The sequence below is a fragment of the Chryseobacterium viscerum genome, assembly GCF_025949665.1.
Classification (GTDB): Bacteria; Bacteroidota; Bacteroidia; order Flavobacteriales; family Weeksellaceae; genus Chryseobacterium; species Chryseobacterium viscerum_A.
This window is the reverse complement of sequence record NZ_JAPDFT010000001.1, coordinates 951357-966404: the sequence shown is the minus strand read 5'-3', so window position 1 is coordinate 966404 and position 15048 is coordinate 951357. Positions and strand designations below refer to the sequence as shown.

General features: G+C 31.8%; 7 protein-coding genes. 1 reads left to right on the top strand and 6 read right to left on the bottom strand.

Annotated elements, in window-relative coordinates:
- The first annotated feature begins 421 nt into the window (after positions 1 to 421).
- Positions 422 to 1807, top strand: a complete 1386-nt coding sequence (mnmE, locus tag OL225_RS04435) for a tRNA uridine-5-carboxymethylaminomethyl(34) synthesis GTPase MnmE (RefSeq protein WP_264517405.1) — start codon at positions 422 to 424, stop codon at positions 1805 to 1807.
- A gap of 135 nt (positions 1808 to 1942) precedes the next feature.
- Here the strand turns inward: mnmE and OL225_RS04430 are convergent, their stop codons facing one another.
- The 6 genes from OL225_RS04430 to OL225_RS04400 all read right to left on the bottom strand — a co-directional run bounded on the left by OL225_RS04430 (position 1943) and on the right by OL225_RS04400 (position 14902).
- A complete protein-coding gene (locus tag OL225_RS04430; RefSeq protein ID WP_264517404.1) occupies positions 1943 to 3985 on the bottom strand; it encodes a T9SS type A sorting domain-containing protein in 2043 nt (680 codons plus the stop codon).
- An 808-nt stretch (positions 3986 to 4793) separates the two neighbouring features.
- A complete protein-coding gene (locus OL225_RS04425; RefSeq protein WP_264517403.1) occupies positions 4794 to 6248 on the bottom strand; it encodes an endonuclease/exonuclease/phosphatase family protein in 1455 nt (484 codons plus the stop codon).
- A gap of 209 nt (positions 6249 to 6457) precedes the next feature.
- Positions 6458 to 7540 (bottom strand): hypothetical protein, encoded by a 1083-nt coding sequence (locus OL225_RS04420; protein ID WP_264517402.1) that lies wholly within the window; start codon positions 7538 to 7540, stop codon positions 6458 to 6460.
- Positions 7541 to 8056: 516 nt separating this feature from the next.
- Positions 8057 to 9991 (bottom strand): T9SS type B sorting domain-containing protein, encoded by a 1935-nt coding sequence (locus OL225_RS04415; RefSeq protein ID WP_264518687.1) that lies wholly within the window; start codon positions 9989 to 9991, stop codon positions 8057 to 8059.
- 411 nt (positions 9992 to 10402) lie between these two features.
- Positions 10403 to 11710 (bottom strand): hypothetical protein, encoded by a 1308-nt coding sequence (locus tag OL225_RS04410; protein WP_264517401.1) that lies wholly within the window; start codon positions 11708 to 11710, stop codon positions 10403 to 10405.
- 1686 nt (positions 11711 to 13396) lie between these two features.
- The gene (locus OL225_RS04400) at positions 13397 to 14902 is read right to left on the bottom strand and encodes a helix-turn-helix transcriptional regulator (protein ID WP_264517399.1); all 1506 of its coding nucleotides are present in this window, start codon (positions 14900 to 14902) and stop codon (positions 13397 to 13399) included.
- Positions 14903 to 15048 lie beyond the last annotated feature (146 nt).

The following is a 15048-nucleotide window of genomic DNA, read 5'->3' as shown; positions in this document are numbered from 1 at the left end:
ATTGGAAAATATTTAAATTTTCAACATCATCGTCGGACTAACCAACAATTAATATACCAAACAAGTGTTTAATTTTTTCGTTATTAAATTATTCTTCATAAAAATGAATACTTTCTGAAACGATCAAAAAAACACATAAAATATTATATTACAACACATTAAACTTATCAAAAGCAATATTGAATCATAGGATTTTTTTTATCTAAATATTTTGTTTCTTACTTCATTCGGACTACAGTTTAATAAATAATATCCTGTACTTTTTAAATATGCCTTTCTTATTTATCCTACAGAATAATCAAAACGACAATAAATTTTATCATAATATATTCTGTTCTATTTTTCCATCTTAATGAAACAATAGATAATCTGAATAACAGACCTCAACGAAAATTCATATTAAAAACCGTAAATTTGCAGCATGAATAACGATACGATATGTGCACTGGCTACTGCCAATGGAATAGGTGCTTTAGGCATCATCCGGGTTTCTGGAAATGAAGCTTTATCTGTAGTTCAGAAAAGTTTTCCGGCAAAAAATCTGGAAAAACAGAAATCTCATACCATTCATTATGGTTATTTTATGGATGAGGAGGAAGCAATTGATGAAGTAATGCTTTCCATCTTTCTGGCACCTAAAAGTTTTACCACTGAAAACTCTGTGGAGATTGCATTTCACGGCTCCCCGCATATCGGAAAACGTATTCTTGAAACGCTGATCAAAAACGGAGCAAGAATGGCAAAAGCAGGAGAATTTACACTCCGCGCCTTTATCAACGGAAGGATCGACCTTTCCCAGGCAGAAGCGATTGCTGATGTGATTGCCTCTGATAACGAAGCTTCCAGAAAGGTAGCCATCAATCAATTGAAAGGAGGAATCACCAATGAAATCTCCCTATTAAGAACGGATCTCCTGAATTTCGTTTCCCTGATTGAGCTGGAACTGGATTTTGCTGAAGAAGATGTAGAATTTGCTGACCGAACCGCTCTGAACGGATTATTAGATAAAATTGAATTAAAATTAAATTCTCTTATCGAGAGTTTCCAATACGGAAATGCCATTAAAAACGGGACAGCCGTTGCCATCATCGGAAAACCAAATGCCGGAAAGTCTACGCTGCTGAACTCACTTTTAAAGGAAGAGAGAGCAATTGTAAGTAATATTGCGGGAACCACCAGAGATACCATTGAGGAAATTCTTCACATTAAAGGCCACGCCTTCCGACTGATTGACACCGCAGGACTTCGCGAAACGATGGATGAAATTGAAGCTATCGGGGTAAAAAAAGCAAAAGAAAAAGTAGAAAACGCCAATATCCTTGTTTATCTGGCTGATGCTGCTACTGAAGATTTTTCGGAGGATATTGAAATGATTCAGTCTCTGTTGAGAGAAGATCTGAAACTAATCATTTGTGCAACAAAAATTGATGAGGTGACTCCTACCAAATATGAAACTGTAGAAAATATCTTTAGAAATGCTATCTCTCACGAGTTTGATTTTATCAAAATCTCAGCCGTTGAAAATCAAAATATCCAGGATCTGAAAAATGAACTTTCATCATATGTTGAGCATCTAAAATCCGAAGAAAACAATGTTGTAATCACCAACCAGCGTCACTTTGAAGCATTACGGAAGTCTCTGGATGCTGTTCATAAAGTAAAAGAAGCCATTTCTTTCCAGATCTCTACAGAATTACTGGCTTATGAGCTTAGAAACGCCCTTGAACATCTTGGAGAAATTTCCGGAGAGGTTACAAATGATGAGGTGCTTGGGAACATTTTCTCTAAGTTCTGTATCGGAAAGTAATTTATCTTTATAAAACCTTAGAAACAATACATTTAATCAATCTGTTGAAACCAAGTTTTTAAGAAAATAAAAAGAGCACCAATATGTTGGTGCTCTTTCTTCTCAAATTGTTATTAATATATGAAAAACCTTTACTTATTTCTGTAATATTTTCTTGGTTTCTATTGTACCATCTGTATATACTGCTGTAATATTATATACTCCGTTGCTAGATATGGAAGGTGAAGAGATCTCTGTGGAATTGATATGGTCTGCATTCCAGATTAACCTACCGCTCATATCGTGAACTTTTACTTCTTGTAGATTCTTGTTTGCTTTTATTTTAATAATACTGTCTACACTTACAATAGTCAGGTGAGTGTCATCTAGTAAATTACTCATTGTCTTTTTATACTTTGCGGTTAGTGAGCTAATTGGTGATATTACCAATTCAAATGTATAGGTTTGTGGTGTTAATTTTTGAGTATTAATGATTAGCTCTCCATTTTTTATCTGGCTACTCTCAAAACTGTTAACGAGTTGTTTTTGCTCATTAAAAAGATTTATTTTTTTGAAGCCCGCTACATCATGAAGATCCAGAATGATTTCATTACTATTGGGCTCTCTGATAAAAGATGAACTAGGTATTTCTTCAGGAGCTATTTTAACGTAAGGAATCGTCATTTTTTTATTTTCATTTGTTGTGACTTCAATAAAATGAGGTCCTTCATTTAATGCTTTAAGATCTATTTCCTGATTTTCTCTGTCAGCTGAGCTTGTTTTCTCTACATCTTGTTCTTCACCATCAAACTTAACTTTGAAGTTTGTAGCTCCCAAAATGTTTAATTTTGAATCTAATGGAGAGCCATTAAAATCATAACTAAGCTCTTGCTTGTCATTTAATTTTTTTGAAAATGCCATTTCTTTTTTAGCACTGGAATTAGTAAAGCCACCTTGCCTTAGGCCTGCAAATATCAGTGAGCTTGCAATGGTATAAGGCACAGCTCCCATTACATGATTCACAATATTTTTAAGTCCATAATCCATATTAAATACGGTTCCATTAATTGTTAGATGGGCCTTAATAAAATTATACTGAAACTTAGACCTCATGACAGCTTTTGTTTTATCTGTATTTTGATAAGGGATAAGGTTGTCTACTTTATTATTGGTCATATATATAGGCGTAGTATTGTACCAGTCATAAACATCACTTTCTTCAAGACATTTTCTTAAAGGATGATTTTGATCATTTTCAAAGGCATTGACAAAAGATGGATAAAACATATCTCTCCAAGTCAAAGGTCCCCAATCCAAAGACAATTCATCAGGATTATCAAGAATATTTTTCTGATATGCTTCCTGATATGCAGGTGCTATAATTTCTTTATAAGAATTATTGTAGCTCTTGTATCCTATTGTCTGACAGCCATTAATAATATTAGCCAAAATATTAATGCTATATTCAGGTTTCTGAAGTAATCCAATATTCAGGGTTGTATCAGACATATCATATGGCCCACCTCCGACAGAAACATATTTGAAATCAAAGTTTTTGTATATAAGATTGTTTGATTTCAGAGCCGCCATTGCTGCGTGCGCACCTTGAGAATAACCAGTCAGAAAATATTCATCATATCTCTTAGTTCCTAATTGCTGTAAAAGTTGATTTGATGCCTTTGTCATATCGAGAGTAGCCGTGGCTTCTGTTTTTGCATTCATATAAGGATGATAACCTTCTGAATCTCCCAATCCAATAAAGTCTGGTGCTACCACAATATATTCATTTACAGCAAAAATTGTAGGAAGTATAAAGCCTAATTTTCCTGAATCACTAAGATTGGAAGGAACATCTTTTTTTGTTGTGGTACCATGGCAGTATACTATAGTAGAAAGTTTGTAATCCACTTTAGGAAACATAACCAGACCAGATGCTTTAACCAGTTTTCCTTCATAATTTGGTGTCCAATAGACAACTTTATAAGCCTCAAGCTTATAATGAGATTGATCAATTATACTGATTAGACCTCCTAGCACTGATCCCAATTGCTGTTGGCCCGCTAGCTCTCCAACGAAATGCTGTGCCAAAAAACTAGGAGTTAAATCTGGTTTTTTTTCGTAACTAATCATTTCTCCGGCACTTTGTGCATTGAGAAATACACCTGCAGTAATACAGGCCAGTAATAATTTTCTTTTCATATGAATTAATTTATGTTAAACAAAAGCACTAAAAAATCATTTTTTTAGCGGTATTTTTCATGTCATTGAAAAAGCTGTAAGTAAATTCTGCATCATAAAAGTTTGCAATATTCTCAGCATCAAGATGATTTCCACCTCCTATAGTTTGGAAACCTATTTGACCCGAACAAACAGTGTTTTTGCAATCTTTTTACTTTAATTAGATCTGATGAAAAAAGATTTCATTGTTATCAAGTTTCAAATCAATTTGAAAATAACTTCCATAAACATCTCAATATTTTAAAACTAACTGTTGGCCATTATACAATTTATTAGTTGAGATTTTCGAATATAATTAAATTCCTATAAGAGCTAAATATATTTCCTAATATTTAGGGAGTCTACCAGTATCACATAGGTATCACGTAGCAAGATGTGCTTTCTATGGCGGTTAATCCAGCTTTCCAAACGTTCAGAAAAACATCTTAAATTGTTAATATATATATATGGGATTACTAGGATCATAGAACTTTACACAAAAAATAATATTTACAAAAAGAGATTGTGTTTTTGCAGCCCCTAATCATAGAGCTACTAATGGATACAAGTAATATTAACCTTAAACTTACAATTGAATTTATTTTATTATTTCCATAATTCTTCTTTATTGGGGAAATACAGAGTGTCATATTATTTTTTCTTCATTTTTAAAGTAGAAAATAAAAATCTGCCCATAAAAAAAAATATGGGCAGATAAATTAAATATGAGAAATTCTGTTTAAACAGAGTGTTTGAGCTGGTAATTTAAATATTGTCAACGACCAATATTTTAGTTAGTTTTTTCAATAGTAAATTCAACAAAAGGACTATTCCCGGTAGATATTTTACCAATCAGTTTGATATCATTTTGAATTTTAGTTATGGTAGGAGCAGTACTGTTGTTTTCTAATTCACTTTTAGTTATTTCACCAAACCCAACAAGAACATTATTAGCATAAGTGTAAGACCATGGAACATAGGTTCCAAAACTTATTTTTACATTCCCTGAAAAATAACTGAGCTGATTATAAACACCGGTAGCCTCTCCCGTATCGTGGGTAGCTAAAATAACTCCGTATTTCCCTGGAGGTATCTTTGAAGGAGGAGAATTAAAAAATGTACTGTTATACCATTGTGTCTTGTTGTTGAAAACAACATCCTGGTTTGTATTATTGTGAATTATTATTTTTGCTGTTAAGCCCGTTCCATATGTTGATTTTAGATTATTAACTTTATCAACTGCTTCATTATAGGTGTTCAAAACATATGCATCAGGTTTATGAATTTTTTTTTCAAGGGTAAGAGTAGACTGTAAACCATAATGATCTGAACATGGAGCGGTGGAATTTAAATACCGGGATTGATAGTTGCAGTTCGTTATCATATGTGATGAGACAGTATTCCAACCCTCGGAGATTAAAAAATAGTCTAATCTTTCCTGAGAAGAACCATAGGATGCAACCGGATAAAAATAATTTGCAAGTTTATTGGATACATTATCATAAGTAAATCCATTATCATAGTTGGGACTTTGATTGGACTCCCTATAAGTATCTTTATAATTGTTGAAAAGTAATTTCAGATCATTGTATTCTGCTGAAGTGTCTCCTATTACATTTAAGTCTCCTGTAATAATTGAAGGAATTCCCTCAAGGTCATTCATTTTTGATTTAATCTGTTCAAACTGCTTCTTTCTTGTTGGAATATTATCTGAATCCTGAGCATGAGTGAAAAAAGAATAAAAATCTCCATAAGGGGTAGAAAACCTTGTTTTATGAAAACCTTTAGTGGCCAATTTAGCTTCCCCCACCGAATCATTATAAGCCGTAAAACTACTTTCCTGAATAGGAAACTTAGATAAAATGAGCAATCCATCTCCCGGATTAATGAATACAGCATTAGAATGCATTGAATAAGGGTATATATCTTTAAGGTTTTCCGCAAGTTCGTTTTTTGTTGAGTCCTTCCATACTTCTGAAAGATACAGAACATCATTAACATATAAATTGGTTCTTATAAACTCAGTGATTTTTTCCTGACGTGCTGCATCTTCCAAGGGAACAAGAGGAAGAAAAAGATGGAGATTATAAGTAGCAACTGTAATTGTATTACTGCCAACCCTTAAATTGGAAGGTTTAATTTCTTCATTAATTTCACCGGTTGCAAGGCTTTCTGTCTGACAGCTGGTAATGAAAATTAACAGTAATAAATAAATAAGATTTAATTTTTTTTCATAACTATTCATGTTGAAATATTAAAATGGTTTTTTATATATAATTATAATTCAGCAATAAAAACTCACAACTATCTATATACCGTTTTTGTATACCACAAGTATATTTATGGAAAGTTTATTACCTTAGAAATTTATATTGATAAAAAACCCCCCATTTTAACAGGAGGTTGGGAACAATAAAAACTTTATTGTTGCACTTGTGTTATTAGAATCGAGGCTTAATTTCTAAAGAATCTCATAAACATATAATCTCCTACAGCTCCTATTTCCGAAGCATAAAACATTCTTGTGGAAAGATTATAAGATTTAACAGTAACACCATCTAGCGGGCTCGGATCATAGGTGTCAAACTGTATTATATTACCCTCTGAATTCTGGAAACCAAAAGAATAGGTTTCAACCCAGGTATTAGGCTGTAAAGTATAAGGACCATTGTATGTTGTACCAGAGTTGCTTGTATGCCCCCAAACAGCAAAATAATATGCATATATTGGATGGGTGGTCATGTTTCTAACCGAAATTGTACCTGCCGTATTGGTACCATTATATCTAACCTGAAGATTTCCCAGCTGAATAACAGAATTAGCGGGAGTAGCCGCATTAATAAATCCTTGATAATTCACACTTGCCCCACTTTGGTTGCTAGGTGTCTGATTTGTTAAATACCATCTTGTACCATCATTGTAATATACTCCGGGAATTACATTATTAGGAGACACTCCGGCAGTTGCTGTATTATAGACAAACATACCTGCTGTATGCGAGGCTAAAGGAGCGCTGGCCACACTACTGGTAAGTGCAACCCTTGGGAGTAAAAGTCCTTTATTAGTGGCTGATGTTTCAAGTATAGCATCACTATTTGGGGCAGCAGTTCCAACACCTACATTTCCGATACCTGTAAAACCTAAACTATTACCTCCCAAATTTAAATTTCTATTTCCTGTTAGTGTTCCATCCGTATTATAAATATTAGTACCACTTCCTCCGTTTCCAGCAAACTTCTTCCAAGCTGTTCCTTCAAAATAGTAATACCCTGTTGCATCAATATTAGCAGCTTGCCCTGTTGCAGTCCCTGTTGAAATATCATTAATATAAACAAAGGTCCCATTGGGAACTCCAGACATATTGAATGCCTTCAATCTATCAATTCTTGGAGCAATAACACCATCTACACTTGTAGCAGATATATTTTTAGCAACAATATCCAAAGTTGCTGAGGGAGTAGTTGTATTTACACCAACTTGGGACTTGACCAAAATAATGCAGCCTAAAGTCCCTAATAAAGTAATTAAATTTTTCATTTTAAATGGTTTTTAAATTAATATATATTTATTTTTCACGTGGACTCAATCAAACCTTGTACTAAATTATACAACCTTAGCTGTTGAAAATCCAAAGTTTACTTTCAATCACTTCACTTATGTATAAGAAGAATGAAGACATTTAAAGAAAATAGTTTTAACAATGAATAATATTTCCTTTCATTAGTCGTTGACAAAAGTATTAATTTGATAGAAATGTTAATTAAACAGAGCTATCACATTGGTATCACACGGTGTTTTAATTGATTTTTTTCATCTAAAATGTAAGTTTTCAGCTTTATTATCATTTTAGATGCTTTATTTATATTTTTGTCTATAACAGTAATTATGTAAAATTATTTATAGTTACAAAAACAAGTATTTTTTCTATATAAACATCCCTTATAAACTTTGTTTTGTTAAGAAGTCAATACAAGATGATTACACAAGTTCAGTATTAAAGAATCACTAAGAACTTGAAAGAATAGCATATAATATAATTGGGAATAATCATTATTAGTCTCTGTTTTTCACCAATATCCAGTTTGAATACTTAATAGCTGTGTTCTTTTTATTATTTTCATTCCATCTTACAGAGAACCAGTAATTTCCTGTGGAGATCTTTCTTCCTGCAATGGTTCCATCCCATTTGTATTGATTGGATTTGTCACCCTGGTAAATTCGGGCACCATATCGATCAAAAATACTAAAAGCCAAATTTTGCTTGCCAGATAATGAAGAATAGTCTATTCCATCATTTATTCCATCACCGTTTGGTGTAATTACGTTAACGAGATTAGGAATTGTTATAGTAATCTCAATAGGTATACAGTTGTAAGCATCTTTTACATATATATTAGCTTCTCCTCTTGGTAAATTATTAAATACATTAGAATTCTGCCAGCTGATATTATCTAATGAATATTGATAAGGAGGAGTTCCACCCACTACATTCACTGTGATTGTACTGGCTGAGATATCTACATTGTTGATTACCGGCTGTTCAGCAGGATATATCGTTACCTTTTGTGTTGCAGTACATTCTCCGGTCTTTAATTTCACCCAATAAATACCAACTCCGGCATTTGTTATCGTTTGAGTTGTAGCGCCAGTACTCCACAGATAAGATACAAAACCTGGTCCTGCATCTAAAGTTGTTTTACCTTCCATACAGATTATTTTGTCTTTTAAGACCGTAGAAAGCACAGGAGCTATGACAACTAAGGTTACTTTGGCTATGGCGTAACATTCATTTGAGTTAATCACTTTAATATAAACGACCCCATCTGGAGCTATGTATGCTGCTGGTGTACTAATTTCGTTTGTCCCATTAGTTGCATCGGTTAAAGAGGGGTAATATTTTTTAATAACTCCAGCTTGAGAGTTTACAGAAGCAGTTGTCAGATTAAAAGAACCCAATGCCGGAGTTGCTTCTATAAAGCAAGATCTCAATGCAGCGTCTTTTACAGTGACGGTTGGCGCAACTTTTAAAGCTATTGTAGCATCATTATTGTCACATAATACTGATGTTGGATCTTTGATGACAACGGAAATATTTGTATCAGTATTATATTGAAAATCTGTAGGATTGGCAATCGGAGTTCCACTTCCGGTAATATAATATGTGAAAGTATAATTGTTAGAGTTTGTTGTAAATTGCGGATTGAATGTTGTTAAATCAATATGGGCCATTCCAGCTAGATCAGGACATACAAATTTGGTGATTGCTGGCTGTAAAAGAGGAATTTTGTCTACAAAAACTTTTACATTTTTAATAGAGTGTCTTGCTCTTGCCCCTCCTGTAGATGCAGAAAATCCAAAATATCCTATAGTCATTGCTGCTGCTGCACCTGTAGGAGTAAAAGACTGGTTAACAATCAGATTGCCATCAAGGATTATTTTTACAATCCAGTTAGCAGGAGCCGCAGGATCTACTTCTCCACTTACTTCAACATGTTTATAAGTTGTCCCTTGAAATGGCTGCGTTGCATTAAGGTCCGCAGAATGAAAGGAGCTTCCTGAGACGTTATAAAATTCAATATTGTTGGAGTCTGTTGTATTTTGAACTTGTCCATATGCAACGTGTACTTTACTCATCCCTGCTTTTCCGGCGATATTGTTATAAGTGTCAAAAGCTGTAATAAAACCTATAGCATTTTGAGGAACACCCATTCCAGAACCAAGAACACTTGCGACTGGAGGGTTTGACAGGTACCAAAATGCTATACCATCGCCGGTATATGCTTGATTTGAATCCATTCTAAAATCAAATTCTACCCGCCACTTATCACAATATTTCAAATTAATTGGTTCATTCAATTTTATAGAACCAGATTTATCATTGGTGTCAGGAGTAAGTTGTACAAAATCACCACTCGCTACGGTAGGAGTAAGCATTGTCCATCCCGTTGTGTTTATAGGATTCCCTGTTAACTGATACGTCTGAGAGATCAGTTTTATAGGAAGAGAAAGTAAAATAAGGAAGAAATAAAAGAGTTTTTTTTTTCATTATTCGTATGTTTATTGGTAAATTATGGTATCATTAATATTGACTTACATTACTAATTTTAATATTGTTCTCTTACTTGTTCTCAGTTTTATTAGGTATTCTAGCATGAATATTTTAATAATGTTTTCGTCCCGTTGGTTAAACTACTACTAAATCATATATTATCTGAAACACATGAATTACAAGAAGGTCAAGTACTATAATAGGTTATAGGTAAAGACAGCCCAGTTATTTGAAGTAAGTGACTCCGGAGCAATACCATCATTGAGATGGAATTTGCTCCGGAGCAGTTATTATTTTGAATATTTATAAGCGTAATGGCCTATATAATAAGTGTATAAATTATAAAACTTCTAAAAGAGAAAATCCTGATGATAAAGCGCAAATTCTTTTTGAATGAGGGGAATAGTTCCTTCAGTTCTTAAAGGAGAGATTCCAAACCCATAGGACATATCTGCCTGAACTTTTGCTTTTACATCAAGAATACCTTTGCCTTGAGGATTTAGCTGTGTTCCCATAGAGACTCCTGCTTTACTCCATAATTCTGAATTGGCAATTGGGATCGTTAAAAATTGTAATTTGATAGCTCCTTTAGCTTCTATTCCTATCTCTGCAGATAAGTTTCCTTCCAAAGAGGTAATACCAAAATTTGATTTTTTTTCCAGAGTAATGTCTAAAACAGGATTTGCAGATACAAGAAAGTTTGCAGTTCCTCCAATATCAAGAAGGTTTAGTTTTGCCTTTCCTGTGGTAGTAATTCCCAAGAAAGGTCCTGCAGAAACAGCGGGACTTAATACAAGACCAGTTGGCCCTAAAATTACTGGAGTAAAAGGAATATTCAGAAAATCAGCTGTATTTAAAGTATAGGCTGCTGCTGCCTGAATGTTTGTCGTAGCCTGAAGACTGATATCATCCATAATAAAGTTAACGGAAAAATCAACTAAATGTCCCCATGAGAAGGTAATATTATAATCAATTTTGGGCGTTACTCCTCCTTTTACATTTACATTTGAAGCCGAAACTTCTGACCCGATTTGACCTATTGGAAAAGTTTTATCAAAGCTGATACGGTTGAAAGCAGTAAGTTTTTGAACTCTTTGATTTTGAGCTTCAATATTATTTATTTTATTATTCAATTCCTTAGAAATAAGGCCTTCTACAGGAATATAATTTACCATTTTACCATTAACACTGATTGGCGTCTTATCAGATGGATCATAGACTCCACTCAAAGTTCCGCTATAAATAAATTCTTCAAGTTTAGCACTCGATGTCTGTACAAAATATTGGTTATTGGTTTTAACGACTGCAGTTACTTTTGAAAGAATTGTTTTAACCGTATTACCTTCCACTTTTGTCCCAACCAATACTGATCCTGTTTTGATTTCATCTGTCTGATCCGTAGCTTTAGTGAAAGTAATATTTTGATTGTTTAAAGTAGAAATCGCAGCTACCGATTCATCATCAAGAATAATCACATTTTTTTGCAATGTCAGGCTTCCTAAAGTTTTAAGGTTGCCAGATTCTGGTAAAGATACAGAGGTTTCTTCATCCAGATTGTCTTGAGAGCAGGATGTTAAACTTAGTGTAATGAATATAGAAACAAAGATAAAATTGAAAAATCTTTTATACATTCTGGAATAATTATTTTTTTTTTTCATAAAGTGGTATTTTAATTTTTAATAAATAAATAATGTATGTAAATGAGATTACAAGAAGTATATTTTTGGTTATTGAAATGATATAAACCGAGGATTATCCTCCTTTTTTATTTAGTGTTTTTTAGAACCTTTAATTCATATTATTTTATATGTAGTTTAGTAATTAATCAGTTTTATGTTCAATAATTAATAGAAAAAATATTATCACAAAACAACAATTTTAAGTAAGGCTTAGATTTTAAACCTAAGCCTGTCCTTCCAACTACTAACCAGAATAGAATTTGGTTCTATAACACGTTAAAAATGACTAAAAGAATTTTAAAGATTAGCAGCTAATTGATGTATACACCAATGCAAAACCAGTATCTTTTATAGTTGAGCAACATCACCATTTTTACTTAAACGCTCCATCTGCTGCTGTCTCTATTGGCCCTTTACAGCAAGTAGCTTGTGGGAGTTTGGGAAAATAGTATGCACAATAATTTTTTTCATTTGTATTTGGTAATAAGTTGTCTAATTCAGTTTAATAAGTTGTCTTTTTTGTGTAAAAGCTCAAAACACGGGATAAAATATCCCGCATTTTGATGAAAAATATGGATGTTTACTTTGTTTCTTGTGTATTTAATTAATAAAAACCAATCCTTCTTTTATTTTTAGTAATTATATTTTCCTTGTTCTTTTATATGTATTATGTTCTATATTTTTGAAGCCATTTATGTAAAGTAGTCTTGGGTATTCTATATTCATTAATAACTTGTTCTTTAGTCATTTGATTACTTGAAATAACCTCAATAATATGTTCTATGATTTCTCTCGTATAAATATTTTTCCTAAACTGTGGTAATTTTGTACTTTGTTTCTCTCTTCTAGATCGTGAATTGTTAGTTTTAGCAGGGGAATATAATATGAGGTGATGGGAATACAATCTGAAAAAATCATAGTCCAAAAGTTTACTCCATTTTAAAAGTATTCTGGTGTCTAAACTTTCGGAACGGAACATTTGTTCAACATCTGCATCTGTACATTTGAAAAAATTGCATATACGTGACAAATCTATTTTATATTCTATAGTTGTTTGCCTAATAAAAAAACCAATATGAATATTTTTTAAGTTCTCCATTTTAAAATTTATAAATAATTAATATACAGCATATTATGTTTTAAATAATTTATTAAACTTTAATATTTATCAAACTTATAAATAAGAAAGAATAGAACAAAAAACATAAATATCACATTAATATCTCATGTTCTTTTTTTAAAATACAACTACAACATAACCAATCACTTATGTTCTGTTTTTTTATTTTAGGTAGCATGTAGAATTTAGTAATATAAATATATAAATCAGTAATAAGTAAGGTAAAACAATGGTCTAAAAAGGCCATGTGAAATATAGATGAAAGATATTTACCCAGTAAATTTTCTTTGCTCTGTATCTTTTTTAGATAGTTTAAAACGCCAATTCTAAACTGATTCTGATTATGTAATAAAAAAGAAGTTTCGGAAACTTTCTACATATATTAAAAATTATATAATACAATAAAATATAATTTGATACTTATTTAAATTCCATAAATAAATGAGTGTGATATATCAAATTAAATATTAGACATTTAATTAATAATGTTGTATGAAAAGCATGCAACTTTGTTTTGAAATCAATATTTGAGTACAGAATAAAAATTAAGAGAGATTTTTAAGCCATAAATAAATATCCTCTTCAGATAAAATATTTAGTTTTTTTCTTAGGCGATTTTTTCTAATCTGGACAGCTCGGGGGGTTACAAAAGTGTACTGAGCAATTTCTTTAGAAGAGAAATTGAGATACAAGTATGCACAAAAGGTGAGTTCACTAGTTTGCAATTTAGAATCAATTTTAAGAAGTGAATTAATAAAGTTGGGATAAACTTCCCTGAATCTTGTAAGAAACCCAGGATCTCCTTCTTTCGCAAGTTGAATGATAACATTAAAAGATTCATTGACTTTTTGTTCAAGTAATTGATTCTTTTCATTCTCCTTTGCAATAACTTTTTCTTGGTGATTAATTGTTTTTTTGGCTGATTTATGTCTTTTTATAAGATAACAAATTGACAAAATAATCAGCAAGGATAAAATTGCCGTAAAAATATACTTATACATGTCTTTTTTTGTCTCCTTGTCTTTTTCAGACAGTAAAAATTTATTAAGTATAGTGTTGGAGAAATCATCATATTCTTTTTCTGACTGAAAATTGTTTTGTAAATCTACCGTTTTGGCATCATATTCATTGGCCATTTTAAAATTCTTTAGCTCACGATACACTCTTGAAATATGGTAATGAACAGTTGGTATATTATATCTACTGCCAATTTCTTCCTTATTTTTTAGAGATTTAAAATAATAAATGAGAGCAGAGTCACTCTTTTTTTGCTTTGCTGCCATCAGTCCTAAAGCCAAATAAATATCAGACTTGTCTCTATATTTGAACTTATCAGCAATACTCATAGACTTTTTTAAATAATATCTAGCTGAGTCATATTTTAATTTTTTAGATAGTAACAAACCTTTAAACACATAAAATTCTGTTGCCTCTTGAGCCGGAATTCCTATCCCATGTTGATCAGATATAATTTCATTTGTCTTTTTTAAAGAATAATATAATGAATCCCACTCCCCTTCTTCAAAATACAAAGAACTTAAACTATTGTATGCTTTAATTTTAATAAGATTTCTAGTGGTCCTATTTTCAATTTTATCAATAAATACAAATCCTTTCTTTAATTCTTTTTTTGCGTCATTAAGAGAAAAAGACGGAACATAGTCATAAGGTATACTATATGTTATTGATATTTCAGCCATTAAAAGGGGATCATTTTTAGAATATTCTTCTTTTTCAGCAAGCATCAGATGTTTTAACCCGGAATTAAATTTTAAAAATTGAATCATTGCCTGCCCTATATAAAAATGACTATATGCTTTTCCTAATGAATAATCAGCTTTTTTACTGTAAATGAGTGCTTTATTTGCATATTGATAGCTGCCTTTAATATCCATGATCTGATATTTCTTTTTTGCTGAATCTAAAAGAATATTAATTTTTTGCTTTTCACTTTTCGATTTTGAAGATTCAAAAAATGAGAACCATTCTTGAGATTTTAAAGATTGGGAGGCCAATAAACTTATAAAAATATATAGAATATTTTTTATCATAATTTTCGTAACAAATTTTAAAATAATAAAAAGACAGAATTCAAATTGTAATGTTGAGGATCGGTTAATAGTTAACATTTAAAATAAGAAGTAAAACAAAATAATCTCAAGGTGGGTAGTGATTATAAAAAACATCAGTAAAACTC

Coding starts and splice junctions, on each gene's coding strand:
- mnmE (WP_264517405.1), top strand. CDS start 422: ATGAATAACGATACGATATGTGCACTGGCTACTGCCAATGGAATAGGT.
- OL225_RS04430 (WP_264517404.1), bottom strand. CDS start 3,985: ATGAAAAGAAAATTATTACTGGCCTGTATTACTGCAGGTGTATTTCTC.
- OL225_RS04425 (WP_264517403.1), bottom strand. CDS start 6,248: ATGAATAGTTATGAAAAAAAATTAAATCTTATTTATTTATTACTGTTA.
- OL225_RS04420 (WP_264517402.1), bottom strand. CDS start 7,540: ATGAAAAATTTAATTACTTTATTAGGGACTTTAGGCTGCATTATTTTG.
- OL225_RS04410 (WP_264517401.1), bottom strand. CDS start 11,710: ATGAAAAAAAAAAATAATTATTCCAGAATGTATAAAAGATTTTTCAAT.
- OL225_RS04400 (WP_264517399.1), bottom strand. CDS start 14,902: ATGATAAAAAATATTCTATATATTTTTATAAGTTTATTGGCCTCCCAA.